General features: G+C 59.5%; 22 protein-coding genes. 12 read left to right on the forward strand and 10 right to left on the reverse strand.

What is annotated here, in order from left to right; genetic code table 11:
- Positions 1-16: 16 nt before the first annotated feature.
- Genes fepD through fepC form a run of 3 tightly spaced genes read left to right on the forward strand, consistent with a single transcriptional unit; the run spans position 17 to position 2,807 of the window.
- Positions 17-1,021: a Fe(3+)-siderophore ABC transporter permease gene (fepD, locus tag SK54_RS17655; protein ID WP_017382515.1), complete on the forward strand. Its 1,005-nt coding sequence runs from the start codon at positions 17-19 to the stop codon at positions 1,019-1,021.
- Positions 1,021-2,010 (forward strand): iron-enterobactin ABC transporter permease, encoded by a 990-nt coding sequence (fepG, locus tag SK54_RS17660; protein ID WP_072203935.1) that lies wholly within the window; start codon positions 1,021-1,023, stop codon positions 2,008-2,010. The genes fepD and fepG overlap by 1 nt, the downstream gene beginning before the upstream one ends.
- On the forward strand, positions 2,007-2,807 hold the full coding sequence (gene fepC / locus SK54_RS17665) for an iron-enterobactin ABC transporter ATP-binding protein (protein ID WP_032647637.1): 801 nt from the start codon (positions 2,007-2,009) through the stop codon (positions 2,805-2,807). Before fepG ends, fepC begins: the two co-directional genes overlap by 4 nt.
- Positions 2,808-2,896: 89 nt before the next feature.
- On the opposite strand, the gene entF is transcribed toward fepC, so the two are convergent.
- Genes entF through fes form a run of 3 tightly spaced genes read right to left on the reverse strand, consistent with a single transcriptional unit; the run spans position 2,897 to position 8,173 of the window.
- Complete coding sequence (entF, locus tag SK54_RS17670; RefSeq protein WP_048247681.1) at positions 2,897-6,754, reverse strand: enterobactin non-ribosomal peptide synthetase EntF; 3,858 nt, start codon at positions 6,752-6,754, stop codon at positions 2,897-2,899.
- Positions 6,751-6,963 (reverse strand): MbtH family protein, encoded by a 213-nt coding sequence (locus tag SK54_RS17675; RefSeq protein WP_048247683.1) that lies wholly within the window; start codon positions 6,961-6,963, stop codon positions 6,751-6,753. Before SK54_RS17675 ends, entF begins: the two co-directional genes overlap by 4 nt.
- Positions 6,964-6,973: 10 nt before the next feature.
- Positions 6,974-8,173, reverse strand: a complete 1,200-nt coding sequence (fes, locus tag SK54_RS17680) for an enterochelin esterase (RefSeq protein WP_047063316.1) — start codon at positions 8,171-8,173, stop codon at positions 6,974-6,976.
- A 146-nt stretch (positions 8,174-8,319) separates the two neighbouring features.
- Between fes and SK54_RS17685 the strand changes: the two genes are divergently transcribed.
- Both SK54_RS17685 and entD read left to right on the forward strand, forming a co-directional pair.
- Positions 8,320-10,569, forward strand: coding sequence for a TonB-dependent siderophore receptor (locus SK54_RS17685; RefSeq protein WP_048247684.1), 2,250 nt, complete (start codon positions 8,320-8,322; stop codon positions 10,567-10,569).
- A gap of 62 nt (positions 10,570-10,631) precedes the next feature.
- Positions 10,632-11,321, forward strand: a complete 690-nt coding sequence (entD, locus tag SK54_RS17690; protein WP_048247686.1) for an enterobactin synthase subunit EntD — start codon at positions 10,632-10,634, stop codon at positions 11,319-11,321.
- On the opposite strand, the gene SK54_RS17695 is transcribed toward entD, so the two are convergent.
- The 4 genes from SK54_RS17695 to sitA are packed head-to-tail and all read right to left on the reverse strand — an operon-like array spanning position 11,257 to position 14,658.
- A complete protein-coding gene (locus SK54_RS17695) occupies positions 11,257-12,096 on the reverse strand; it encodes a metal ABC transporter permease (protein WP_017382522.1) in 840 nt (279 codons plus the stop codon). The two genes, entD and SK54_RS17695, sit on opposite strands and share 65 nt — an antisense overlap.
- Positions 12,090-12,941 (reverse strand): iron/manganese ABC transporter permease subunit SitC, encoded by an 852-nt coding sequence (gene sitC, locus SK54_RS17700; protein ID WP_023296090.1) that lies wholly within the window; start codon positions 12,939-12,941, stop codon positions 12,090-12,092. The genes SK54_RS17695 and sitC overlap by 7 nt, the downstream gene beginning before the upstream one ends.
- Positions 12,938-13,744 carry an iron/manganese ABC transporter ATP-binding protein SitB gene (gene sitB, locus SK54_RS17705; protein WP_032647626.1) on the reverse strand — a complete coding sequence of 269 codons (807 nt, stop codon included), beginning with the start codon at positions 13,742-13,744 and terminating at the stop codon, positions 12,938-12,940. Before sitB ends, sitC begins: the two co-directional genes overlap by 4 nt.
- A 2-nt stretch (positions 13,745-13,746) precedes the next feature.
- A complete protein-coding gene (gene sitA, locus SK54_RS17710; protein ID WP_048247688.1) occupies positions 13,747-14,658 on the reverse strand; it encodes an iron/manganese ABC transporter substrate-binding protein SitA in 912 nt (303 codons plus the stop codon).
- A gap of 212 nt (positions 14,659-14,870) precedes the next feature.
- Between sitA and SK54_RS17715 the strand changes: the two genes are divergently transcribed.
- Genes SK54_RS17715 through SK54_RS17725 form a run of 3 tightly spaced genes read left to right on the forward strand, consistent with a single transcriptional unit; the run spans position 14,871 to position 16,284 of the window.
- The gene (locus SK54_RS17715; protein WP_017382526.1) at positions 14,871-15,431 is read left to right on the forward strand and encodes a hypothetical protein; all 561 of its coding nucleotides are present in this window, start codon (positions 14,871-14,873) and stop codon (positions 15,429-15,431) included.
- Positions 15,428-15,784, forward strand: coding sequence for a putative T6SS immunity periplasmic lipoprotein (locus SK54_RS17720; protein ID WP_017382527.1), 357 nt, complete (start codon positions 15,428-15,430; stop codon positions 15,782-15,784). Before SK54_RS17715 ends, SK54_RS17720 begins: the two co-directional genes overlap by 4 nt.
- A complete protein-coding gene (locus SK54_RS17725) occupies positions 15,784-16,284 on the forward strand; it encodes an Hcp family type VI secretion system effector (RefSeq protein ID WP_032620116.1) in 501 nt (166 codons plus the stop codon). Before SK54_RS17720 ends, SK54_RS17725 begins: the two co-directional genes overlap by 1 nt.
- Positions 16,285-16,371: 87 nt before the next feature.
- Here SK54_RS17725 and SK54_RS22180 read toward each other — a convergent pair whose 3' ends face one another.
- Positions 16,372-16,821, reverse strand: coding sequence for a SymE family type I addiction module toxin (locus SK54_RS22180; RefSeq protein WP_023303254.1), 450 nt, complete (start codon positions 16,819-16,821; stop codon positions 16,372-16,374).
- A gap of 380 nt (positions 16,822-17,201) precedes the next feature.
- Positions 17,202-19,235: a choline BCCT transporter BetT gene (betT, locus tag SK54_RS17735; RefSeq protein WP_045344553.1), complete on the reverse strand. Its 2,034-nt coding sequence runs from the start codon at positions 19,233-19,235 to the stop codon at positions 17,202-17,204.
- Between the two features lie 128 nt (positions 19,236-19,363).
- Here betT and betI point away from each other — a divergent pair, with 128 nt between their 5' ends.
- From betI to betA, 3 genes are read left to right on the forward strand one after another with little or no spacing between them, the layout of a single operon-like run.
- The gene (gene betI / locus SK54_RS17740) at positions 19,364-19,951 is read left to right on the forward strand and encodes a transcriptional regulator BetI (protein WP_017382531.1); all 588 of its coding nucleotides are present in this window, start codon (positions 19,364-19,366) and stop codon (positions 19,949-19,951) included.
- Positions 19,952-19,964: 13 nt separating this feature from the next.
- Positions 19,965-21,437 carry a betaine-aldehyde dehydrogenase gene (gene betB / locus SK54_RS17745; protein WP_047728240.1) on the forward strand — a complete coding sequence of 491 codons (1,473 nt, stop codon included), beginning with the start codon at positions 19,965-19,967 and terminating at the stop codon, positions 21,435-21,437.
- 13 nt (positions 21,438-21,450) lie between these two features.
- Complete coding sequence (betA, locus tag SK54_RS17750; RefSeq protein WP_023296081.1) at positions 21,451-23,115, forward strand: choline dehydrogenase; 1,665 nt, start codon at positions 21,451-21,453, stop codon at positions 23,113-23,115.
- A 62-nt stretch (positions 23,116-23,177) separates the two neighbouring features.
- Here the strand turns inward: betA and SK54_RS17755 are convergent, their stop codons facing one another.
- Complete coding sequence (locus tag SK54_RS17755) at positions 23,178-23,876, reverse strand: GNAT family N-acetyltransferase (protein ID WP_048247690.1); 699 nt, start codon at positions 23,874-23,876, stop codon at positions 23,178-23,180.
- 200 nt (positions 23,877-24,076) lie between these two features.
- Between SK54_RS17755 and SK54_RS17760 the strand changes: the two genes are divergently transcribed.
- On the forward strand, positions 24,077-25,645 hold the full coding sequence (locus SK54_RS17760; protein ID WP_048247692.1) for an ABC transporter substrate-binding protein: 1,569 nt from the start codon (positions 24,077-24,079) through the stop codon (positions 25,643-25,645).
- Positions 25,646-25,651: the final 6 nt, after the last annotated feature.

Consider the following 25,651-nt stretch of genomic DNA (forward strand, 5'->3'; position numbering starts at 1 on the left):
CATCATGGACGTTGCTATGTCGTTTTCCTCTTCCGCGGTGCGCGCCGTAGCCGTGCCCGTTTTATTGCTGCTGTTGATCCTTGCGATTGCACTCAGTTTGCTGGTTGGCGCGAAGCCGCTGCCCGCGTCCGTTATTGTCGATGCGCTCTCCGGTACCTGCCAGAGCGCCGACTGCATTATCGTGCTCGACGCCCGCCTGCCCCGCACCCTTGCCGGCCTGCTGGCCGGTGGCGCACTCGGGCTTGCCGGTGCCCTGATGCAAACCCTCACCCGCAACCCGCTGGCGGACCCTGGCATTCTCGGCGTGAACTCTGGTGCCAGTTTCGCCATTGTGCTCGGCGCGGCGCTGTTTGGTTTCACCTCTCCGTCTGAACAGCTGGTGATGGCCTTCTGCGGCGCGCTGGCCGCCTCGCTGGTGGTGGCCTTTACCGGCAGCCAGGGCGGCGGACAGCTCAGCCCGGTACGTCTGACACTGGCGGGCGTGGCGCTCGCGGCGGTGCTGGAAGGCTTATCGAACGGCATCGCCCTGCTCAACCCGGACGTGTATGACCAGCTGCGCTTCTGGCAGGCCGGTTCGCTGGATATCCGTACCCTTGATACCCTGAAAGTGGTGGCATTCCCGGTGTTTATCTCTGCCGCCGTGGCGCTGTGTTTAAGCCGGGCGCTCAACAGCCTGAGCCTCGGCAGCGACACCGCGACCGCCCTCGGCAACCGCGTGGCGCGCACGCAGCTGACGGGCCTGCTTGTCATCACCGTGCTGTGCGGCAGCGCGACCGCCGTCGTCGGGCCGATTGCCTTTATCGGCCTGATGATGCCGCACATGGCGCGCTGGCTGGTGGGGGCGGATCACCGCTGGTCGCTGCCGGTCACGCTGCTGGCGACCCCTGCCCTGCTGCTGTTTGCCGACGTACTGGGCCGCCTGCTGGTGCCGGGTGAATTGCGCGTCTCGGTGGTCAGCGCCTTTATCGGCGCGCCGGTGCTGATCTTCCTGGTACGACGCAGACGCGGGGGTGGCGCATGATGGCCCCGTCCCGTCGATTACTCACCAGCGTCGCCCTGCTGGTCGTCGCCAGTCTGCTGCTGGCGGTCTGGAGCCTGCAAAGCGGTGCCGTAACGCTTGATTTCGCGCAGGTCTTTCATGCTCTCACCGGCAGCGCGCCGCGTAACATCACCATGGTGGTCACCGAATGGCGACTGCCGCGCGTGGCGATGGCGATCCTGGTTGGCGCGGCGCTTGGCGTCAGCGGCGCGATATTCCAGTCGCTGATGCGTAACCCCCTCGGCAGCCCGGACGTGATGGGCCTGAATACCGGCGCGTGGAGCGGCGTGCTGGTGGCGATGGTGCTGTTCGGGCAGCATCTCATGGCCATTACCTTTACGGCGATGGCGGGCGGCATTCTCACCTCCCTGCTGATCTGGGCCCTGGCCTGGCGCAACGGCATCGACACCTTCCGCCTGATCATCATCGGGATCGGCATCCGCGCGATGCTGATGGCGTTTAACACCTGGCTTCTGCTACAGGCGTCGCTGGAAACCGCACTCTCCGCCGGGCTGTGGTACGCCGGTTCCCTCAACGGTCTGACGTGGGGAAAAACCTGGCCCGCCGCGCCGCTGATTATCCTGATGTTTATTGGCGCGTTGCTGCTGGTCAGGCGCATGCGGCTGCTGGAGATGGGCGACGACAGCGCCTGCGCGCTGGGCGTGAGCGTAGAGCGCTCGCGCCTGATGCTGATGCTGGTGGCGGTCTTGCTGACCGCAGCGTCTACCGCCATCGCCGGGCCGATCTCGTTTATTGCCCTTGTCGCGCCGCATATCGCGCGGCGACTTAGCGGCACCGCGCGCTGGGGATTAACCCAGGCAGCGCTGTGCGGCGCAGTATTACTGCTGGCCGCCGATCTCTGCGCTCAGCAGCTGTTTACGCCTTATCAACTGCCGGTGGGCGTGGTGACCGTCAGCCTCGGCGGGATTTACCTCATCGTCTTGCTCGTTCAGGAGTCACGCAAGAAATGACAGATTCAACACCCCGCTTGCGCGGCGAAAACTTGACCCTCGGCTACGGTAAAAAAATCATTGCCCGGGACTTATCCGTTGCCATTCCGGACGGCCACTTCACCGCCATCATCGGGCCAAACGGCTGCGGCAAATCGACATTGCTGCGCACGCTGAGCCGCCTGATGTCGCCGGTTGAGGGCAGCGTGTTCCTCGACGGGGAGCAGATCCAGCGCTTCGCCAGCAAAGAGGTGGCGCGCCGAATTGGGCTGCTGGCGCAAAACGCCACCACGCCGGGGGATATTACCGTGCAGGAGCTGGTCTCACGCGGGCGCTATCCGCACCAGCCGCTGTTTACCCGCTGGCGCAAGGAGGACGACGAGGCCGTGAAGCGCGCGATGCAGGCGACGGGCATCACCGATCTTGCCCAGCAAAGCGTCGATACCCTCTCCGGCGGACAGCGCCAGCGCGCGTGGATCGCGATGGTGCTGGCGCAGGAGACCTCCATCATGCTGCTGGACGAGCCGACGACCTGGCTGGATATCAGCCATCAGATTGACCTGCTAGAGCTGCTGAGCGAACTGAATCGTACGCAGGGCTACACCCTGGCAGCGGTGCTGCACGATTTAAACCAGGCGTGCCGCTACGCTACGCATTTGATTGCGCTGCGCGACGGCGAGATTGTGGCGCAGGGCGCGCCGAAGGAGATTGTGACGCCGGATCTGATCGCGCGGATCTACGGCATGCGCTGCATGATTATTGACGATCCGGTGGCGGGTACGCCGTTGGTGGTGCCGTTGGGCAAGCGTGCGGTCTGATGCCCTCACCCCGGCCCTCTCCCACAGGGAGAGGGAGCAAACCATCCCCTCTCCCCGTGGGAGAGGGTTAGGGTGAGGGGCTTTAAACGTTACCCCAAAATTTCCTTCAGTACCGGCCCAATCTTTTCAAACGCCTGCGGTGAAATGATATCCACGTGGGCGCAGTCCTGGCTGTACACCTCCAGCTCACCCACCCACGGCGCCCACGCGGCCTGCGGATCGAGGGTTCGCGTTCGCTCGGCGACAAACAGCGTCGCTTTACCGTCAAACCGCGCGCTATGTGCCGTGGTGAGCAGCCGCACCGCGTCCGCATAGTTGCCTTCAATGGCGTTAAACAACTCGCTGGAGCCCTGTCCCTGCTGGGCGGCAATAAACGCCTGGCGTTCGCGCTCAATTTCCGCCAGCACCTCCGGATCGAGGCCGTTGGCCTCTTTCTCCGCCCAGTTCTGGGTTTCCGGTGGCCAGGTATCCAGCAGGCCGAGGAACGCTACGTCTTCACCCTGCTCGCGCAGACGCGCCGCAATGCCCTGCGCCAGCGTGCCGCCGAGGGAATAGCCGAACAGATAATACGGTCCCTGCGGCTGTTGCTTACGCAACGTCTTCAGATGATGTTCGATCACCGCATCGAGATCCGCACACTGCTGCATCGGCCCCTCAGGCCGGGGAGACTGAATGCCGACGATTGACCAGCGCGGGCTGAGGTAGCGCGCCAGGACGCTAAACTGCCAGGCAAAGCCGGACGCCGGATGGAAGCAGAACAGCGTGGGGCCGTTGCTTTCACGCAGCGGGAGAACGGTTTCATACCCCAGACGCTGCGCCTGCTCGTCGCTCATCTGCGAGTCCAGCAGGGCGCTAAGCTTGCTCACCGTCGAGGCGACCATAATCTGCCCCGGCGTGACCTTGCGGCTGAACGCACGGCTGAGCTGAGCCGCAAGGCGCATCGCCAGCAGCGAGTGGCCGCCGAGGGCAAAGAAATCGGCCTCGATATCGTTCACCGCGCAGCCCAGCAGGGCAGAAAACGCCTGCGCCACGGTGACTTCGGTTTGCGTCTCGGGCGCGCGACCGGAAGTTTTGCTGGTCAGCTCCGGCAGCGGCAGCGCCTTGCGATCCAGTTTGCCGTTGGCGCTTAACGGCAGCGCGCTGATTTGCAGCAGCACCACCGGCACCATATGCGGTGGCAGCTGGGCTTTGAGTGATGCAAGCAGCGCGTCGCGATCCAGCAGTAAGCCGGATTCAGAGACAACGTATCCCACCAGCTGGCGGGCATCGCCGCCCGTGGCAGCCGCCTGGTTGAACACGCAGGCGTGCGCCACCGCCTGGGCCACATCCGGCAGCGCGAGCATCGCCCGGTCGATTTCGCCCAGCTCGATGCGCTGGCCGCGGATTTTCAGCTGATCGTCGCTGCGGCCCAGATATTCCACCGCGCCGTTGTCCAGCCAGCGGGCAACGTCCCCGGTGCGGTACATTCGCTCGCCGGGGGCAAACGGATCGGCGATAAAGCGGCTGGCGGTAAGGTCGGGGCGTCCCAGATACCCCTGCGCCAGCTGGATGCCGGTGAGATAGAGATCCCCCGCCACGCCGAACGGCACCGGGCGCATCATCGCGTCCAGAATGCGCAGCCCCGTATTCCACACCGGGAAGCCGATCGGCACGCTGTTGCCTTCCACCGCCGCCAGCTCGGGGCCAAACGCCGGATACCAGCTCACATCCACCGCCGCTTCGGTCGGGCCATAGAGGTTGTGCAGCGGCGCATGGGTGAGCTGTTCCCACTCGCGACACAGCGCAGTCGGCAGCGCTTCGCCGCTACAGAACACCTGCTTAAGGGTTTTGCAGCACACAGCGTTTTCCGGGGTCAGAGAGGCGACGAACGCCGCCAGCATCGACGGCACGAAGTGGGTGGTGGTTACGCCATATTCTGCGAAGAAGCCCTGCATCGCCAGCGGATCGCGGTGCGCGTCCGGCTCGGCCATCACCAGCTTCGCCCCGGCGATAAACGGCCACCAGAACTCCCACACCGACACGTCAAAGCTGCACGGCGTTTTCTGCGCCACCACGTCATGCGCCGCCAGTGGATAATGATCCTGCATCCACTTCAGGCGGTTAACGATGGCGGTATGGCCGACCATCACCCCTTTTGGACGCCCCGTCGAACCGGAGGTAAAGATGATGTACGCGGTCTGCTCCGGCTTCGCCAGGCGCAGAGGTTCAGCATCGGTGGCCGGTAATAGTGTGTTGTAACTAAAGGTGGCGATCGGCAGATCGTTAAAGCGCGGAAGCTGCTCGTCGGTGGTAATGAGCAGCGACGGCTTCGCGTCCTCCAGCATCATCCGCAGACGGTCATCCGGGTAACCGGTATCCAGCGGCAGCCAGGCGGCGCCTGCTTCAACAATCCCGTGCAGCGCCAGGGTCAGGAACACCGAGCGCGGGAGCGCCACCGCCACGCTGTCGCCCGGCTTCACGCCGCGCGCGCGCAGCAGGTTTGCCAGCGCGACCACCTGCTCGCGCAGCTGGCGGTAGTTCAGTTCAGTATGGGCATCCGCCAGCGCGGGGGCGTCCGGCGTTTTGCTCGCCTGCTCCGCCACAAGATCCGCCAGCGTGGTGGACGGCAGCGCCAGCCCGGTATCGTTGATGCGCGCCAGCCGGGCGTATTCCTGCTCTGATACGGTTTCCACGTCGCCACAGCGCAGGTCCGGATTGGCGGCAAACTGCGTCAGCATTGCGTTCAGGCGCGCCGCGTGCCCCTTCAGCGTCGCCTCGTCGTAACGCTGCCCGTTGGCGAGGATCTCAATGCTCAGTCCGCCCTGCTCGTCCGGGAACAGCGCCAGCTCCAGATCGTTCACCGGGCCGGTTGCCAGCGTGTGGGTAATGGCCTCCACGCCGTCGATATTCAGCTGATAATCGAACACCTTGACGTTCAGCACCGGACCAAAAAGGGCTTCGTCGCCTGCGGCACGTCCGCTGTCGCGCACGATCTGCTCGGCGTCGTAACGCTGATGGCGGCGCATCTTTTTCAGCTGGTTCGCCAGGCGCAGCGCCAGTTCCGGCAGGCTCTCCTGCGGGCGAATATTCACCGCCAGCGGCAGGACGTTGAGCACCGGTCCGGTCGCGGTCAGCGCGGCGGAGCCCATGCGGCGCATAAAGATAAACCCGGCGGCGTAGTCCAGCCGTCCGGTCAGGCGGCCCAGCCACAGCGCCACCAGCGCAAGGGCCAGATCGGTACGCTGCGCCTGGCCTGCCTTCTGTGCAAGCTGGCTGAACGCACGGCCGTCCATCGCAATTTTCAGGCGCAGGATATCGGTGGTGGCGGCGCGTCCCGGCAGCGGCGCGGAAGAGAGCGAGACCGGAGAAGGAAGCTGTTTGCGTTGTTCGGCCCAGAAAGCACCGTCGCGCTGATACGCCTCGCTGTCGCGATAGCGCTGATACTCCTCCACCACCTCGGCGAACGGGGTGAACGGCGAGGCCGGCGTGGATTCACCTTTCTGCCACGCAGCGTAAATGGCGGTGATCTGACGGGTAATAGCCGGGAAACTGAAGCCATCCACCACCAGATGATGATACCGCTGATACCAGTACCAGTGGCTTTCTCCCACCTGGATCAGCTGGTGAAACGCCAGCGGCTGACCGCTGTCGACGCGCAGGTTCTGGTTGAGATCGGCCTCCATCAGCGCCACGGCGGCGTCGTGGGAGTCAACGCGCACGATGGACGGCTCCGGCAGGAGCATGGCCTCATCGATCCACTGCCACACCTCACCGTTATCTTCGGCAAAACGCATCCGCAGGGTGTCGGCCTGCATCATGCCTTCAGCGATGGCTTTTGCCAGCAATGGCGCATCGATAGCGCCTTTCAGCTCGGTGTAGTGCGCGACGCTCCAGGCGTTTGGCAGGGAGGAAAGCTGCTCTGCCATCCAGATCCCGGGCTGGGCGGCGACAAGAGGGAGACGGTTCATGCGCGCTCCCTCGCAAAACATGACGGCTCAAGCGTCTGCCACTGTTCCGCCAGCCACTGCTGGCACGCCTCCTGAGATTGCGGTTCGCAGACCACGCGCCAGCCCGCGGGCAACTCGCACTGCTGCGGCCACAGGCTGTACTGCCCCTGGTCATTTTGCAAAATGGCGAACTGTCCCTGCGGATTATCGAAAGGATTGCTGAATTCCATACAGACTCCGTTATTGAATAAGCGGCTGCCAGAGGGTCATCAGCCCCTGCGTCAGCCCACCGCGCCAGCAAAGCGCATCGTGTCCGCCGTCAACCTGACGCCAGAAAACCGGTTGCTGAGTGTGTAGTTCGGCGAGGATCGCCTGGTTTGCGCGCAAAATAAGCGGCTCGTTGCGCCCGGCCTCAAGGACGATGCGCAGCCCGCGAGCGGTTTTGTCACCCGCTTTGAGTTGTTCGATGAGCAGCCCGTCCTGCTGCGCGCCGCGGTGCGGCCACCAGTAGGATCCGGACTGGCTGAGGATGCAGCCAAAACGCTGCGGCCAGTTGAGGCCCGCATAGAGGGAAGAGAGCCCGCCGAAGCTCTGGCCCGCCACCACGGTATGGTCGGCGCGGTCGCTGAACGGGGCCATGCTTTTCACCTGCGGGAGAAGTTCGTCCTGCACCGCCAGCCAGAAATCAGGGTTACACGGCAGCTCGCGGCTGCGGTGTGCGGTGTCAATCACGTCGATTAAGACATAGACCGCAGGCGGCAGTTTGCCTTCAAGGGTGAGCGACGCCAGCGCAGGCCAGACGGGCATGCTTTCGGCCCAGAACTGCCCGTCGAGCAGCACCGCCAGCGGGCGCTCGGGGCTTTCATCCCCGGTGGTAAAAATCCACACGCGGCGACGGTTCTTCAGACGCGCGCTGTGCCACTCAATGCAGACAGGCTTTTTGTAAGGGGTATCGGGATGGTTCCAGCCGGGCTGTACGGGCGCCTCCGGCATCTCCAGCGCCGAGACGGCGTGCCCGCGCCCGCCGCGCCAGCTCTGGGCATTCAGCGGGTCGGACACCGCGTGCGGCAACAGTTTGCGCCAGCCTTCGCGCAGCGCCATGCGGTCCGGCTGATCGCCTTCAAACACTGCGCTGGCAAAATCGTTTTCATTGTCGGAGGGGATAAAACAGTAGCTGCCGCGCCATTCGGGGCTGAACTCGCCCTGCCACTGCCAGACGTCGGTATCCGGGATACGTTCAAGGGACTGCGGACGGGCATTTTGATGGTGATCGGTCACACCGGTGACGTAGAGCCAGACGCGTTTAACCGTCGACGTTTTCTGCGTTCCCGCCGGGTCCCGCCACCAGAATGTCACGCGATAGTTTTCCTGATGACGTTCCCGTTCCGGCCCGTCTTTCGCCTGCCACCACGCTTTACTTCCGGTTGTTAACGCCGTCACCCTTATAACCCCATGTTTAACAGTCTTTTTTGTTTCAGAGCAAATTTTATTGATAATATTATTGATAACTATTTGCATTTGCAATAGCGTAATGCCCGCGCTGTGGGAAGCGCGCTCATTAAATAACCATAAAAGCGGGACGTACAATGAATAAGAAGATTCACTCTCTGGCCTTGCTGGTCAATTTAGGGATTTATGGTGTCGCGCTGCCCGTCATGGCAGACGACAACACCGCCTCCGCGCAGCATGAAGACACCATGGTGATCACCGCCGCCGAGCAGAATTTGCAGGCGCCGGGCGTGTCGACCATCACCGCCGACGAGATCCGCAAAAACCCGCCCGCGCGCGACGTGGCGGAAATCATCCGCACCATGCCGGGCGTTAACCTGACCGGCAACTCCACCAGCGGCCAGCGCGGGAACAACCGTCAGATTGACATTCGCGGCATGGGCCCGGAAAACACCCTGATCCTGATCGACGGCAAGCCGGTCACCAGCCGCAACTCCATCCGTCTGGGCTGGCGCGGCGAGCGTGATACCCGCGGCGATACCGGCTGGGTCCCGCCGGAGATGATCGAGCGCATCGAAGTGATCCGTGGCCCGGCTGCTGCCCGCTACGGTAACGGTGCGGCGGGCGGCGTGGTGAACATCATCACCAAAAAATTTGACGACCAGTGGCACGGCTCCTGGAACACCTACCTGAATGCGCCAGAGCATAAAGACGAAGGTTCCACCAAACGCACTAACTTCAGCCTGAGCGGCCCGCTGGGCGGGGATTTCAGCTTCCGCATGTACGGTAACCTGGATAAAACCCAGGCCGACGCCTGGGACATTAACCAGGGCCATCAGTCTGACCGTACCGGCGCATATGCCGACACGCTGCCGGCAGGCCGTGAAGGGGTCGAGAATAAAGACATCAACGGCGTGGTGCGCTGGGACTTTGCGCCTATGCAGTCCCTGGAGTTTGAGGCGGGATACAGCCGCCAGAACAACCTTTACGCGGGCGATACCCAGAATACCAACAACGACAACAGCTCAAGCGGGCTGGTGAAGAAGAACTACGGTAAAGAGACTAACCGTATCTATCGTCAGAACTTCGCGGTGACCTGGAACGGCGGCTGGGATAACGGCATTACCACCAGCAACTGGGCGCAGTACGAACACACCCGCAACTCACGTCTGGGCGAAGGCCTGGCGGGGGGTCTGGAAGGCCTGTTCAACAGCAATAAATTCACCGATACCGACCTGGCCGACGTGATGCTGCACAGCGAAATCAACCTGCCGATTGATTTCATTGTGAATCAAAACCTGACGCTCGGCACCGAGTGGAACCAGCAGCGCATGAAGGACTCGACCTCCTTCACGCAAACCCAGCAGGGCGGCACCATTCCGGGCATGAGCGAAGACCGTAGCCCGTACACTTCAGCGGAGATCTTCTCCCTGTTTGCCGAAAACAACATGGAGCTGACCGACAGCACCATGCTGACCCCTGCCCTGCGCTTCGACCACCACACCATTGTGGGTAATAACTGGAGCCCGTCCCTGAACCTGTCGCAGGGTCTGGGGGATGACTTCACCCTGAAGATGGGCATCGCGCGCGCCTATAAAGCGCCAAGCCTGTATCAGACCAACCCGAACTACCTGCTGTACAGTAAAGGCCAGGGCTGCTACGCCAGTTCCGACGGCGTGGGCTGCTACATGATGGGTAACGACGATCTGAAAGCGGAGACCAGCATCAACAAAGAGATTGGTCTGGAGTGGAAACGCGATGGCTGGCTGGCGGGTGTGACCTGGTTCCGCAACGACTACCGCAACAAGATTGAAGCGGGCTACGCGCCGATTGGCCAGACGTCCACCGGCAAAGTCACCACCGATATCTACCAGTGGGAAAACGTGCCGAAGGCGGTAGTAGAAGGTCTGGAAGGCTCCCTGAACGTGCCGGTCAGCGACACCATCAACTGGACCAACAACATCACCTACATGCTGCAAAGCAAGAACAAGGAGACCGGCGATCGTCTGTCGATCATCCCGGAGTATACGCTGAACTCTACCCTGAGCTGGCAGGTACGTCAGGATGTCTCATTGCAGTCGACCTTCACCTGGTATGGCAAGCAGCAGCCGAAGAAGTACAACTACAAAGGTCTGCCGGTGACCGGGTCTGAGAAAGACGAAGTCAGCCCGTACAGCATCGTTGGCCTGAGCGCGACCTGGGACGTGACCAAAAACGTCAGCCTGACCGGCGGCGTGGACAACGTCTTCGACAAGCGCCAGTGGCGTGCGGGTAACGCCCAGACCACGGGTAATACCACCACCGGCGCGTATATGTACGGTGCGGGCGCGTATACGTATAATGAACCGGGCCGTACCTGGTATATGAGCGTGAATACGCGTTTTTAAGGCACTGAAGTCAATCCTTCCCTCTCCCCTCCGGGGAGAGGGTCAGGGTGAGGGGAAAAACCATGCACACCACCCACAGCACATTTTCTCTCGCCGGCCACACCCTCCACCGCATCACTTTCGACCCCGCCACCTTTACCGACGCCGATCTCCTCTGGCTCCCCCACCACGCCCAGCTCGCTGACGCCGGACGCAAACGCAAGGCCGAGCACCTGGCAGGCCGCATCGCCGCCGCGCACGCCTTACCTGACCACACCATGCCCGCCATCGGCCCCAGCGGGGAACCGCTCTGGCCGCAAGGTATTTCCGGCAGCATCACCCACAGCGGCACGCAGGCGATAGCCGTCGTCACGCAATACCCGGCGCTTATCGGCATCGACTGTGAAACGATCCTCTTCGAAAACGAAGCCAGGGAAATCAAAGACGGCATTATTGATACGCAGGAAGAACCTGTGCTTTCCCGCCTGGGATACCCGTTCGCCCTCGCCCTGACGCTGGTCTTCAGCGCCAAAGAGAGCCTGTTTAAGGCCCTCTTTCCGCAGGTACAGGCCTGGATGGGTTTTGACTGCGCCCGCGTTACCAAGCTCGACGACAAGACGCTCACGCTGGCGTTGACCCGTCAACTGGCAGGCTTTGAAGAAGGCACCGCCTTCCGCCTGCACTGGCAGCAGCACGGCGAACAGGTCATCACCCTGCTGTCACACGCTCCTGGCGACGAGCCTTCACGCTGGTCACCACAAACGTCACGATAAACACCATCGCGAACAGGACCACAATGGTCGGCGCAGGCGCGCTGTCGAGATAAAACGAGGCATAAACGCCGCTTACCGACACCAGCGCTGAAACGGCGACCGCCACCAGCAGCGCCATGTGAAAGCGTCGGGTAATCAACACCGCCACGGCGCCGGGCGCAATCAGCAGGGAAATCGACAGAATGATCCCCACCGCTTTCAGCGTCGCAACGATGGTCAGCGAAACCATGCACAGTAAGCCGTAGTGCAGCCAGCGGGTGCGCAGGCCACTCGCCTGCGCCTGCTGATAGTCAAAGCAGAACAGCAGAAAATCGCGCCACTTCAGGCCAATCACCAGCGCAATCAGCCCCGCGACGAGACCGCTTTGCAGAATGTCCATCCCGTTAATACCCAACATATCGCCGAACAGAATGTGGTCGAGATGCACCTCAGGTTTGACGGCGATATAGAGGATCAGCCCGGCGCCGAACATGCCGGAAAAGACGATCCCCATGACCGTATCCTGTTTGATGCGACTGTTATCCTTCAGATATCCGGTGGCGACCGCGCAGAAAAGACCGGCCACGAACGCGCCCAGCGCCAGCGGCAGGCCCATCATCCAGGCCAGCACGACGCCGGGAAACACCGCGTGGCTCATGGCGTCGCCCATCAGCGCCCAGCCTTTCAGCACCAGAAAAACCGACAGCAGCGCGCAGGGCACGGCCACCAGGAGTGAAATCAGCAGCGCGTTGTTCATAAACGCAAACTGGAAGGGTTCGAGAAGCAGCGTCAACATGGGTGTGCCTCCCGCGCCCGACGGCGGCTGGCAAGCAGTCCGTGCTTCGGCGCAAAGACGAACGCCATCAGGAACAGCAGCGTCTGGGCGACCACGATAATGCCGCCGGTGGCGCCGTCCAGGTAATAGCTGGCCCACGCGCCGAGGAAGCTGGTGATGCTGCCAATGGCGACCGCAATCATCAGCAGGCGCGGGAAGCGGTCGGTCAGCAGCCACGCGGTCGCGCCGGGCGTGACCACCAGACAGATCACCAGAAATGCGCCGACGGTTTGCAGCGCCGCCACGGTAGAGACCGCCAGCAGCGTGAAGAAGAGAATTTTCAGGCGTTCAGGACGCAGGCCGATGGCGCGGGCGTGGTTCTCATCAAAAAAGGTCACCATCAGATCTTTCCATTTGAACAGCAGGATAACTATCGACACCACGCCGATAATCGCCAGCTGGACGATATCTTCCGGGGCGATAGCCAGAATATTGCCGAGGACGATGGTCTGAATGTTCACCGAGGTCGGGTTGAGCGAGACCATAAACAGCCCCAGCCCGAAAAACGAGGAGAAGATCAGCCCGATAATGGCGTCCTCCTTCAGGCGGCTGCGCTGGTTGAGAAACAGCATGCTGCCCGCCGCCAGCCCGCCCGATAAAAACGCCCCCAGCGAGAACGGCAGCCCGAGCATGTAGGCCCCCGCTACGCCCGGCACGATGGAGTGCGACAGCGCATCGCCGATCAGCGACCAGCCTTTGAGCATCAGATAGCAGGAGAGAAACGCGCACAGCCCGCCCACCATCGCCGAGACCCACATCGCGTTGAGCATGTACTCGTAGCCGAAGGGTTCGAGAAGCACGTTCATTTGGCCTCCTGACGGTGCGTGACGAAGGGGCGTTCGTCGTCGGTAATAATGCGATCTTCCGAGCCGCTGAGCACCACGTGGCGCAGCACGCCGCTAAAGGCGCGCTCGAGATTCTCGGCGGTAAAGGTGGTTTCCGTCGGGCCGCTCGCCAGCACGGTGCCTTTGACCATCACCGTGTAATCGCAGAATTCCGTGACCGAGCCCAGGTTATGGGTCGAGACCAGCATCGTTTTACCCTCGTCGCGCAGCTCCCGCAGCAGGCTGATGATCCTGGCTTCGGTTTTGACGTCCACGCCGGTAAACGGCTCGTCGAGCAGGATCACCTCGCCCTGCTGGGCAATCGCACGGGCCAGAAACACGCGCTTCTTCTGCCCGCCGGACAGCTCGCCAATCTGCCGATGGCGCAGCTCGAGCATATCTACACGCTTCAGGGCGTCGGTGACGATCTGCTTATCGCATTCTTTGGGACGACGCAGAAACCCCATATGCCCGTAGCGGCCCATCATCACCACGTCCTCGACGAGCACCGGAAACGACCAGTCGACCTCTTCCGACTGCGGCACGTAGGCGACCAGGTTCTGACGCAGCGCCCGGTGAGGCGGCAGCCCCAGAATGGAGATAGTGCCGCTCGCCGCCCGCACAAACCCCATCACCGCCTTAAACAGCGTGGACTTGCCGGAACCGTTCACCCCCACCAGGGCGGCAATCGATCCGCCCGGCACGCTGAACGACGCGTCGCGCAGCGCCGTGTGGCCGTTGCGGTAGGTCACGGTCACGTCGGTTACAACAATCCCTTTCTGCATGGTTACTCCTTCATCCCGTCGCGGATGCCCTGCACCAGCGTGCGGGTGGTGACGTTCAGCAGATCGATATAGGTCGGCACCGGGCCGTTTTCCGCGCTCAGAGAGTCGACGTACAGCACGCCGCCATAGTGGGCGCCGGTTTCACGCGCCACCTGACGGGCGGGCTTATCCGAGACCGTGCTTTCGCTAAACACCGCCGGAATGTGATGTTTTTTCACCAGATCGATAACCTTGCGCACCTGCTGGGGCGTACCCTGCTGATCGGCGTTGATCGGCCACAGGTAAAGCTCCTTCAGGCCCAAATCCCGCGCCAGATAGGAGAACGCCCCTTCGCTGGTCACCATCCAGCGTTTGTCTTCCGGTATCTCCGCCACCTGCTTGCGCAGCGGTTCGAGAGTGGCGGTGATCTTCTGCTTGTAGGCTTCCGCATTGCGCTGGTAGGTCTGTGCGTTGGCCGGATCGTACTTCACCAACGCGTCGCGGATGTTATCGACATAAATCAGGGCGTTGTCCGGCGACATCCACGCGTGCGGATTGGGCTTGCCGTTATAGGGCCCTTCGCTGATGCCCATCGGGGTGATGCCTTTGGTGACAATCACCTCCGGCACGCCGTTCAGATGCTGATAAAAGCGCTGGAACCACAGCTCCAGATTCATGCCGTTCGCCAGGATCAGCTGTGCCTTCTGCGCGCGTTTGATATCGCCCGGGGTGGGCTGGTATTCGTGAATTTCCGCGCCCGGTTTGGTGATGGAGGTGACCTCAGCGGCATCCCCCGCCACGTTTTTCGCCATATCAGCGATAACGGTAAAAGTGGTGATGACCTGGAACTTTTCAACCGCCAGCGCGCCGGTAGTAGTCGCGGTCATGAGCAGCGCGCCGAGCAACAAACGCTTCAATCCTTGCCGTGGATGCATCGCAGAAGTCTCCTGAGGTGATTAAATTCAAAGCAAAATTAGCCTGTGCTATAAGGTATAGCACAGGCTATGTTTAAATGAAAATAATTATCATTAAAGTTATGTCAACCTGGACTGTCAGGCGGAATTTTTAGGAAATGTGCTTTCTTTTTTCTCTCACGGTCAGGAGTATTATTTACGGCCAATACCCATATTAACAAAAGGGAATTGACATGCCGGTTAATGAAAGAATTCACCCCACTTCGGGAACCCCGATTAATCCGGGCGGGATCCGACAGCTCACAATTGGTGAAATCGCCCTTGCGAAGACGCTTTACGGTTACAGCATCCGTTATCATCTGGTGTGGGTACACAGGGAAAGCTATCTTCCTTTTAATCTGCAACCCGTTGATGTGGCGATGAGTCCCAACGGGGAGATGTGGTACAGAGAGGAAACGTATTCGCCGGATTTTTCGCTAGAGGATGACATTGTTAAAAAACATCGATTCATGCATGAGATGATGCATGTCTGGCAAACTCAAAAAGGGATGTTTGTCAGAACAAGAGGATTATTTTCCGGTATTGCTGACTATACTTATAGCTTAGATAAAGTAGATTTATTGCATTATGGGTTAGAGCAGCAAGCGTCAATTGTAAGCGATTACTGGTTATTGAAATACTTTGGTTTGGAGAGGAATGAAGAATTATTACAATACAGAGACTTAAAACTTAGGGAAAGCTTGTATTTCCTTCTGCAAAAATACAAAAATGTCTTAAAGGGATTTCCAGGATGAAAAACATATTTGTCATCTTTATCCTCTGCATTTTAATCACTGGATGCCCGGGAGGTAATCGCGCCCCCAAAAATAGATTTACATTTATTAATGGTAACCGCCTATGTTTTAGCATAGATAAAAATGACGTCCTGAACTTTTACACTATTTATTCAAGTAAAGATCATAAAATCACTATCGTAACAGGGTCGGGATATAATAATTTAGACATCTCCTACCCGGATACATGTTTAAATATAAAATGGGAAAATGGTCGTACTTACGTTATTCATTACGGATTAAACAATAAAAAATATGTACACCAATTCGATGTTGATAATAACGGAAAACAAATCAACTTAGGAGAATTATAATGTCATTACCCGCTTACTTATTTCTCTTCGATGAGAACGGAATGCAGGTTCAGGGCGACTGTATGATGCCAGGCCGGGAAGGTGCTATTGAAATCATGAACAGCAGTTATGGCATTAAGCAGGCAGTGGACAGTCATACCGGAAATATGACCGGAACACGGCAGCATAGTCCGGTTACCGTGCATAAGCAATTGGATAAAGTGAGCCCTTATCTTGCCGTTGCCGCCTGCGAGGGCAGACGGCTGCAAAAAGCCATTATCAAATATTATGAAATTGTTGAAGCGGGAGCAGAAAGAGAGATCTACACCATTACGCTTGATAGCGTGGTGATCTCATCTCTGGATTTCACGCATGTTTATTACCCGGGCAGCTCAGCCCCGAATATGCATGAAGTTGTTGGGCTTCGATTCCGGGGCATTCAGTGGAATTATGTGAAAGGTAATATTCTTTATGGCGATGCATGGATGAAACCCGCTCAGAAAGAGAAGAGTAACGCATAATTTACCTGGCTCATAAAGATCAATGTATGCTGCTGCTCAGAAACGGCGATCCTGGTATTCCCTGGATCGCCTGGTTAATCTTAAGCGCTACCCTTTTCCACTTTCGTTCACGGGCAAATCCCCCGTATCAATTAACGCTCCCGGAAACGTCTCCAGCCACTTCATCATCTTCAGTTTGTTGGTATACGTTGCACTGACGCCTTCCAGACAGCCCCACAGCTCACGGGAATTTTGCGGCGTAATCACAATACAATCCGGCATCACGCGGATCTTCACGGCTATTCCTGCTTTAAACCCTGCGCGGGTTAACCACGCGCCGGTTAACGGCAGATAGTTGCGCTCCATTCGAGTATAAAGTTCCACACAGGCGTAATCCGCCTCTCCTCTTTCATGAAGATACGCAGAGTGAACCGGCTCGTCATGCAACGCCCGGATGCGTTTTTTGCGTAGCTTCTCGCGATTTTCTTGCTGAATCTCTAGATCTGCATTTTCTGTTTGGGCAATAGCCCGCTCTGGCATAGAATTCTTCGCAGCCATAATCAACTCCCTTTTAGTTGTTTGTGGTTAGCGGTATGAAGGTGGTCGCACACCTTTGTACCGCGATTCCTTTTCTTACCTTTTTACCTATTCTTTCAAGATCTCAGTGCTGGCTTAACTGCCGCTATTATACTGCCATGGATAAATGTACAGGGGTCGAATATTAGGGAAATGCGAGGCGGCTCGAGTAAATAAAGAAAAATAAAATGGTGAATATAAAGAAAGGAAATATTGCCCTTCAGATCCAATGCTCATTAAACGCCTGATGGCGCTTCGCTTATCAGGCCTACGATAAACCGGTTTTGTAGGCCGGGTAAGGCATCGCCGCCACCCGGCATGAGGGCAGCGGCGCTGCCTTTGTAGGTTCTTCAGATCAAGCCTCAAACATCCGGAAACATCACGCTATTCCCCGGCGCTTCCCTGTGCAGATGGATAAAGTTCAGGTGCCGTTCATACTGGTCCAGAATGTCCGTGATCACCTGCTCCTTGCTGTAATCCATCAAATCATTCCCCTGGCTGCCTTCCAGCAGGAAGGTCTCCAGCCGGTAGTAGGTCGACTTCCCGCTGCGCGCCCGGTAGGTGAACCCGGGCACCGAATACTGCTGCGGCCAGATCTGATAGACAAAGTTCTGCTCGTCGCCCATGTGCACCAGCAGATCCAGGTGCCCCAGGGTTTCGCCCTCCTCCGGCGGCAGGTTTTTCAGCTCCACGTAGGCGCCACGCAGCTTCAGCTCCTGGGCCACCTCTTCCATGGCCGGGAAGCAGACCGTCTCCATCATCTGTTTGGTGTAGCGCGTGCCGGGGTAGTTCATCAGGCGCGAGAGACGTTTTTTCCAGCTCAGCCTGTCCTGCGCGCCCAGCGGACGCGGGGCGGTGTCGCGGCTGGCGCTGACGCGGCGGTAGTCTTCCACCTTAAGCGATTTATACAGCCCGGCCATCACGAAGAAGATCACGAAGCTGAACGGCAGGCCCATGATCACCGTGGTGTTCTGCAACGCCGAGATACCGTTGGTCATCAGCATGCCGAGCGTCAGCAGGCCGATGGCGACGGACCAGAAGATGCGCAGCCAGTTCGGCGCGTCGCTGTTAATGTCCTTGAGCTTCGAGGTGAAGTTCCCCAGCACCAGCGCGCCGGAGTCCGCCGAGGTGACGTAGAACAGCAGGCCGGTAATGGTCGCTACGGACGCGCTAAAGGTAAACGCCGGATACTGCGCCAGCAGGCTGTAGAAGCCGCGCTCCGGGTGCGCCATCGCTTCCTGGGCAAAAGTCGCATTGCCGTGGATGATCTCGTGCAGCGCGCTGTTGCCGAAAATCGACAGCCACAGCAGGGTAAAGGTGAATGGGATGATCAGCGTGCCCATCACGAACTGACGGATGGTGCGCCCACGCGAAATACGCGCCAGGAACAGGCCGACAAACGGCGACCACGCCACCCACCACGCCCAGAAGAAGAGCGTCCAGTTGTTCATCCACTCTGTCGGACGGTCAAAGGCGAAGCTGTTCAGCGTCATGCCCATAAAGCGGTTCACGTAATCACCCACGTTGAGCACTAAGGCATTGAGCAGGAACGAGGTGTCGCCCATAAACAGCACGAACAGGATCAGCCCCAGCGCCAGCGCGACGTTCAGCTCGGAGAGCACGCGAATCCCTTTATCCACGCCGGAGGTCACCGAGATGGTGGCGATAATCACCGACAGCGCAATCAGCGCCGCCTTCGCCGCCATCGAATCCGGGATGTCAAACAGCACGCTCAGCCCGTAGTTAAGCTGCACTACGCCAATTCCGAGCGTTGTCGCGATACCAAAGATGGTGCCGATCACCGCCGCGATGTCTACCGTGTGCCCAATAGGGCCGTTGATCTTTTTGCCGAAAATCGGGTACAGCGCGGAGCGGATGGTAAGGGGCAAATTATAACGATAGCTAAAGTATCCGAGCGCCATGCCCATCAGGGCGTACATCGACCAGCCCGTCAGGCCGTAGTGGAACAGCGTCCAGACCATCGCCTGGCGCGCGGCCTCCATCGTCTGCCCTGCCCCTTCCGGCGGCTGCATATACTGCGTGACCGGTTCCGCCACGGAGAAGAACATCAGGTCGATGCCGATGCCCGCGGCAAACAGCATCGCGGCCCAGCTCAGCAGGCTGAATTCGGGCTTGGACTGCTCAGGCCCGAGCTTCACCGAACCGAAGCGCGAGCAGGCAATGCAGACCACGAAGACAATATAGAGCGTCGCCGCCAGCAGATAGTACCAGCCGAAGGTCTTCGACACCCAGTTCAGGGTGCGCCCAATCCACTCGGCAGAAAAATCACGAAAGAAAATGGTCGTCAGGGAAAACAACAAAATCAGCCCGGCGGACGTATAAAAAACGACCGGGTTGATTTTGTCTTTTTCTCTGTCCTGTGAAAGGTCTGTCATCCAGTATCCCCACTGTTTTTGTAACTATTGAAATCCAAATCCGCAACAATTAAGACACATTTTATATTGAACGTCCAATCAAAAACCGCTTTAATAGTTAACCAACGCTGATGAATGGAGTGGCAAAAATGCCCAAAGTGGGGATGCAGCCGATCCGGCGCAGGCAGCTAATCGATGCCACGCTGGAAGCAATTAATGAAGTGGGAATGCATGACGCAACCATCGCGCAAATCGCCCGTCGGGCGGGCGTGTCCACGGGGATCATCAGCCACTATTTCAAAGATAAAAACGGTCTGCTGGAAGCGACCATGCGTGACATCACCGGTCAGCTGCGCGACGCGGTATTAAGCCGTTTACGCGCCCTGCCGGACGGCAGCGCAGAGCAGCGATTGCAGGCGATTGTCGGCGGCAATTTTGATGAAACCCAGATCAGCGGCGCGGCGATGAAGGCCTGGCTGGCCTTCTGGGCCAGCAGCATGCATCAGCCGATGCTCTACCGTTTGCAGCAGGTCAGCAGCCGCCGATTGCTCTCAAACCTGGTGTACGAGTTCCGCCGCGAGCTGCCGCGTGAACAGGCTGAAGAGGCGGGCTACGGGCTTGCCGCACTGATTGACGGGCTATGGCTGCGCGCTGCGCTCAGCGGCAAACCGCTGGATAAAACCCTGGCCCAGTCGCTTACCAGCCACTTTATCAGCCAGCATTTACCGACCGATTAACCGAGGAGAATTTATGTCCCGAATGGCAGAACAGCAGCTTTATATCAATGGTGGTTATACATCGGCCACCAGCGGTCGTACCTTCGAGACCATCAACCCGGCGAACGGTGAAGTTCTGGCGACCGTGCAGGCGGCCGGGCGCGAAGACGTCGACCGCGCCGTGGAAAGCGCAAAACGCGGGCAAAAAATATGGGCGGCGATGACCGCCATGGAGCGCTCGCGCATTTTGCGCCGCGCCGTCGATATCCTGCGCGAGCGCAACGACGAGCTGGCAACGCTGGAAACCCTCGACACCGGTAAAGCGTATTCCGAAACCTCGACCGTCGACATCGTTACCGGCGCGGACGTGCTGGAGTACTACGCGGGGCTGATCCCGGCGCTGGAAGGCAGCCAGATCCCGCTGCGCGACACCTCGTTCGTCTACACCCGCCGCGAGCCGCTGGGCGTGGTGGCGGGCATCGGCGCGTGGAACTACCCGATCCAGATCGCCCTGTGGAAATCGGCCCCGGCGCTGGCGGCGGGCAACGCGATGATCTTCAAGCCGAGCGAAGTGACTCCGCTTACCGCCCTGAAACTGGCGGAGATCTACACCGAAGCAGGCGTGCCGGACGGCGTGTTTAACGTCCTGCCGGGCGTGGGCGCAGAGACCGGCCAGTTCCTGACCGAACATCCGGGCATCGCCAAAGTCTCCTTCACCGGTGGCGTGGCCAGCGGCAAAAAGGTGATGGCGAACTCGGCGGCCTCGTCCCTGAAAGAGGTGACGATGGAGCTGGGCGGTAAATCTCCGCTGATAGTGTTTGACGACGCGGATCTGGATCTCGCGGCAGATATCGCCATGATGGCGAACTTCTTCAGCTCCGGTCAGGTGTGCACCAACGGCACCCGCGTGTTCGTGCCCGCGAAGGTCAAAGCCGCGTTTGAGCAAAAAATCGTTGAGCGCGTGGGCCGCATCCGCGCGGGCGACCTGTTCGATGAAAACACCAACTTTGGCCCGATGGTCAGCTTCCCGCACCGCGACAGCGTGCTGCGCTACATCGCCAAAGGCAAAGAGGAAGGCGCGCGCGTGCTGTGCGGCGGCGACGTGTTGAAGGGTGACGGCTTTGATAACGGCGCGTGGGTGGCCCCGACCGTGTTCACCGACTGCACCGACGAAATGACCATCGTGCGCGAAGAGATCTTCGGCCCGGTGATGTCCATTCTTACCTATGACACTGACGAAGAGGCCATTCGCCGCGCCAATGATACCGACTACGGTCTGGCGGCGGGCATCGTCACCGCCGATCTGAACCGCGCCCACGGCGCTATTCATCAGCTCGAAGCGGGCATCTGCTGGATCAACACCTGGGGTGAATCCGCCGCAGAGATGCCGGTCGGTGGCTACAAACACTCCGGCATTGGCCGTGAGAACGGCGTCATGACGCTTCAGAGTTACACCCAGGTGAAGTCCATCCAGGTTGAGATGGGTAAATTCCAGTCCATATTTTAACCGGGAGGTTTATTTGCAATTTGACTACATCATTATCGGGGCCGGCTCTGCCGGCAACGTACTGGCAACACGACTGACTGAAGATCCGAACACCACCGTCCTGCTGCTTGAGGCGGGCGGGCCGGACTACCGCTTTGACTTCCGCACCCAGATGCCTGCCGCGCTGGCCTTCCCGTTGCAGGGCAAGCGCTACAACTGGGCGTATGAAACCGAGCCTGAGCCTTTCATGAACAATCGCCGCATGGAATGCGGACGGGGTAAAGGGCTGGGCGGCTCGTCGCTGATCAACGGCATGTGCTACGTGCGCGGTAACGCGATGGATCTGGACAACTGGGCGAAACAATCGGGTCTGGAGCACTGGAGCTACCTCAACTGCCTGCCCTATTACCGCAAGGCAGAGACCCGCGACGTGGGGCCGAACGACTACCACGGCGGCGACGGTCCGGTGAGCGTCACCACCTCTAAGCCGGGCGTGAACCCGCTGTTTGAAGCGATGGTAGAGGCGGGCGTGCAGGCGGGCTACCCGCGCACCGACGACCTTAACGGCTATCAGCAGGAAGGCTTTGGCCCGATGGACCGTACGGTCACGCCGCAGGGCCGACGCGCCAGCACCGCGCGCGGCTATCTGGACCAGGCCAAACCGCGCCCGAATCTGACCATCCGTACCCACGCCATGACCGATCACATTATCTTTGACGGCAAGCGCGCGGTGGGCGTCGAGTGGCTGGAAGGCGAAAGCACCATTCCGTCAAAAGCGACAGCGAAGAAAGAGGTGCTGCTGTGCGCGGGCGCCATCGCGTCTCCGCAGATCCTCCAGCGCTCCGGCGTGGGCAACGCTGAACTGCTGAAGCAGTTTGATATCCCGCTGGTGCATGATTTACCCGGGGTGGGTGAAAACTTGCAGGATCACCTGGAGATGTACCTTCAGTATGAATGTAAGGAGCCGGTCTCCCTCTACCCTGCCCTGCAATGGTGGAACCAGCCGAAGATTGGCGCGGAGTGGCTGTTTGGCGGCACAGGCGTGGGCGCGAGCAACCACTTCGAAGCGGGCGGATTTATCCGCAGCCGCGAGGAGTTCGAGTGGCCGAACATTCAGTATCACTTCCTGCCGGTGGCGATTAACTACAACGGCTCGAACGCGGTGAAAGAACATGGCTTCCAGTGCCACGTTGGCTCCATGCGCTCGCCGAGCCGCGGCCACGTGCGCATCAAGTCGCGCGATCCGCACCAGCATCCGGCGATCCTGTTCAACTACATGTCCCACGAGCAGGACTGGCAGGAGTTCCGCGACGCGATCCGCATCACCCGCGAGATCATGCACCAGCCTGCGCTGGACAAGTATCGCGGTCGTGAAATCAGCCCGGGCGTCGAATGCCAGACCGACGAACAGCTGGACGAGTTCGTGCGCAACCACGCCGAAACCGCCTTCCACCCGTGCGGCACCTGCAAAATGGGCTACGACGAAATGGCGGTGGTTGACGGCGAAGGCCGGGTTCACGGGCTGGAAGGGTTACGCGTAGTGGATGCGTCGATTATGCCGCAGATTATCACCGGCAACCTGAACGCCACCACCATCATGATTGGCGAAAAGATTGCCGACGCCATTCGCGGGCGCGAGCCGCTGGCGAAGAGCACGGCGGCGTATTATGTGGCGGATGGGGCGCCGGTTCGCCGCTGAGTGCGAACTTCTCCCCTCACCCCGGCCCTCTCCCAAAGGGAGAGGGTTAGGGTGAGGGGAAATTATTTCCGAAATGCTTCAAGCCGCTTAACCTGCCGTCCTTCCCCGTCAAAATTCTCCACCGCCAGCCAGGCGCGCAGCTCTGCATCGCGCTGCGGCCATTCGCCGTCAATAATCGAAAGCATATCGCTGTCGCGGTTGCGTCCTTTACGCACCAGCTTCTGGCGCAGGCGCCCTTCCCAGACAAACCCCAGCCGCTCCGCCGCGTTGCGTGAGGCGATGTTCATCGAATCGCACTTCCACTCCAGCCGGCGATATTGATGCTCAAAGGCATTTTTCAGCAGCAGCCACACCGCTTCGGTACCCACGCGGGTGCCCTTCATTCTGCGCGACCAGGTGACGTGGCCGATCTCAACCGAGCCCTGAAAGCGTTCTATCGCCATATAGCTGACCAGCCCTACCGCCTTTTCGGTGCGCAGATCGATAACGGCAAAGGGCACCAGGTCGTCATCCAGCACCTTTCCCAGCACCCAGTGCGCAGTGGCCTCAACGCTCACAGGCTGGGTGCTGGCAAGCCACGTCCAGTCGCTGTCGTCACCCAGCGCATAGGCTTCAAACAAATCAGCCGAATGGCGGTCAGCATCCAGCGGCTCCAGGCGGCAATACCGCCCGGTGAGCAGGGTACGGGTTAACGCGCGGGCGCATTTCCAGTCCGGGACAATATCATTTACGGTTTGACCATGTTGATTGATTTCGGGCACGGCGGTGACTCCCTGAAAGGTAAGGAGTTTGTTATAGCAGGTTAAAAAGCGAACGAAAAGAGAGGTGACTCATAACCAGACCGAATGCGTTATTCCCGGAGGGCATAAGCAAAGCAGAATTTCGACTTTGAGGAAATCCTCAGCCAGCCTACCGTAACGGTGCATAAAACAATCACAATATATTTTCTTCAGGGATCGCTATGAATAAAAAACTGCTGCCGTTACTGGTGCTGGCTGCGCTCTCAAGCGCTGCTCACGCCGCTACCCCGCCCAACACGCTGGTTGTCGCCCAGGGTCTGGATGATATCGTGAGCCTTGACCCGGCCGAAGCCAACGAACTTTCCAGCATCCAGACCGTACCGAGTTTGTATCAGCGTCTGGTACAGCCGGACCGCGATAACCCGGAGAAAATCACCCCGGTTCTGGCCGAAAGCTGGGAAGCGGACGCGGCAGCAAAAACCCTGACCATCAAACTTAAGCCCGATGCAAAATTTGCCTCCGGCAACCCGCTGCGCCCGGAAGATGTGATCTTCTCATATACCCGCGCCGTGACGCTGAACAAATCCCCGGCGTTTATCCTCAACGTACTGGGCTGGGACGCCAGCAACATCGCCAGCCAGCTGAAGAAAGTGGACGACCATACCCTCACGCTTCGCTGGACGGCGGACGTCAGCCCGTCGGTAGCGCTGAATATACTCTCCACGCCGATTGCCTCCATCGTCGATGAAAAACAGGTTGCGGCGAACGTGAAGGATAACGACTTCGGCAACGCGTGGTTAAAAATGCACTCTGCGGGCAGCGGCGCGTTCAAAATGCGCGTTTACCAGCCGCATCAGGCCATCGTGCTGGAAGCCAACGAATCCGCGCCCGGCGGCGCGCCGAAGCTTAAAAGCATCATCATTAAAAACGTCCCCGATCCCGCTTCCCGCCGCCTGCTGATCCAGCAGGGTGATGCGGACGTGGCGCGCGATCTGGGTGCAGACCAGATAAGCGCCCTCAGCGACAAGCCGGGCGTGAAGGTACTGAGCATTCCTTCTGCCGAGCAAAACTATCTGGTGTTTAACACCGGCAACAGCGCTAACCCGCTGCTGAATAATCCTGCGTTCTGGGAAGCCTCGCGCTGGCTGGTGGATTATGAAGGCATCACCAAAGACCTGCTGAAAGGCCAGTATTTTGTTCATCAGAGCTTCCTGCCGGTCGGCCTGCCGGGCGCGCTGGAGGACAATCCGTTCACGTTTGACCCGGCAAAAGCAAAAGCGATCCTCGCCAGGGCGGGCATCAAAGACGCGCATTTCACGCTGGACGTAGAGAATAAACCGCCGTTCATCACCATCGCGCAATCCATGCAGGCGAGCTTCGCTCAGGGCGGCGTGAAGGTGGATCTGCTGCCCGCGGCGGGTAGCCAGGTGTACGCCCGCGTGCGTGCGAAACAGCATCAGGCGGCCATACGTCTGTGGATCCCGGACTACTTCGATGCGCACTCCAACGCCAGCGCCTTCGCATGGAATGACGGGAAATCCAGCACCGTGGCCGGGCTTAACGGCTGGAAAATTCCGGAGCTGAACAACGCTACGCTGGCGGCGGTTGCCGAGCCGGATCCGGCAAAACGTCTGGATCTGTATAAGAAGATGCAGGAACAGTTACAGCATAACTCGCCGTATGTGTTCGTTGACCAGGGCAAAACCCAGATCGTGGTGCGCGATAACGTGAAGGGGTATCAGCAGGGGCTGAACGCGGATATGGTCTGGTACGATCGCGTTACGAAGTAGCCCTTG

The organism is Enterobacter sp. MGH120 (assembly GCF_001037725.1).
Taxonomy (GTDB): domain Bacteria; phylum Pseudomonadota; class Gammaproteobacteria; order Enterobacterales; family Enterobacteriaceae; genus Enterobacter; species Enterobacter hormaechei_C.

Coding starts and splice junctions, on each gene's coding strand:
- fepC (WP_032647637.1), top strand. CDS start 2,007: ATGACAGATTCAACACCCCGCTTGCGCGGCGAAAACTTGACCCTCGGC.
- betB (WP_047728240.1), top strand. CDS start 19,965: ATGTCCCGAATGGCAGAACAGCAGCTTTATATCAATGGTGGTTATACA.
- sitB (WP_032647626.1), bottom strand. CDS start 13,744: ATGCAGAAAGGGATTGTTGTAACCGACGTGACCGTGACCTACCGCAAC.
- SK54_RS17720 (WP_017382527.1), top strand. CDS start 15,428: ATGAAAAACATATTTGTCATCTTTATCCTCTGCATTTTAATCACTGGA.
- betI (WP_017382531.1), top strand. CDS start 19,364: ATGCCCAAAGTGGGGATGCAGCCGATCCGGCGCAGGCAGCTAATCGAT.
- SK54_RS17715 (WP_017382526.1), top strand. CDS start 14,871: ATGCCGGTTAATGAAAGAATTCACCCCACTTCGGGAACCCCGATTAAT.
- sitA (WP_048247688.1), bottom strand. CDS start 14,658: ATGCATCCACGGCAAGGATTGAAGCGTTTGTTGCTCGGCGCGCTGCTC.
- SK54_RS17760 (WP_048247692.1), top strand. CDS start 24,077: ATGAATAAAAAACTGCTGCCGTTACTGGTGCTGGCTGCGCTCTCAAGC.
- SK54_RS22180 (WP_023303254.1), bottom strand. CDS start 16,821: ATGGCTGCGAAGAATTCTATGCCAGAGCGGGCTATTGCCCAAACAGAA.
- betT (WP_045344553.1), bottom strand. CDS start 19,235: ATGACAGACCTTTCACAGGACAGAGAAAAAGACAAAATCAACCCGGTC.
- entF (WP_048247681.1), bottom strand. CDS start 6,754: ATGAACCGTCTCCCTCTTGTCGCCGCCCAGCCCGGGATCTGGATGGCA.
- SK54_RS17685 (WP_048247684.1), top strand. CDS start 8,320: ATGAATAAGAAGATTCACTCTCTGGCCTTGCTGGTCAATTTAGGGATT.
- SK54_RS17675 (WP_048247683.1), bottom strand. CDS start 6,963: ATGGAATTCAGCAATCCTTTCGATAATCCGCAGGGACAGTTCGCCATT.
- entD (WP_048247686.1), top strand. CDS start 10,632: ATGCACACCACCCACAGCACATTTTCTCTCGCCGGCCACACCCTCCAC.
- fepG (WP_072203935.1), top strand. CDS start 1,021: ATGGCCCCGTCCCGTCGATTACTCACCAGCGTCGCCCTGCTGGTCGTC.
- fepD (WP_017382515.1), top strand. CDS start 17: ATGTCGTTTTCCTCTTCCGCGGTGCGCGCCGTAGCCGTGCCCGTTTTA.
- sitC (WP_023296090.1), bottom strand. CDS start 12,941: ATGAACGTGCTTCTCGAACCCTTCGGCTACGAGTACATGCTCAACGCG.
- SK54_RS17725 (WP_032620116.1), top strand. CDS start 15,784: ATGTCATTACCCGCTTACTTATTTCTCTTCGATGAGAACGGAATGCAG.
- SK54_RS17695 (WP_017382522.1), bottom strand. CDS start 12,096: ATGTTGACGCTGCTTCTCGAACCCTTCCAGTTTGCGTTTATGAACAAC.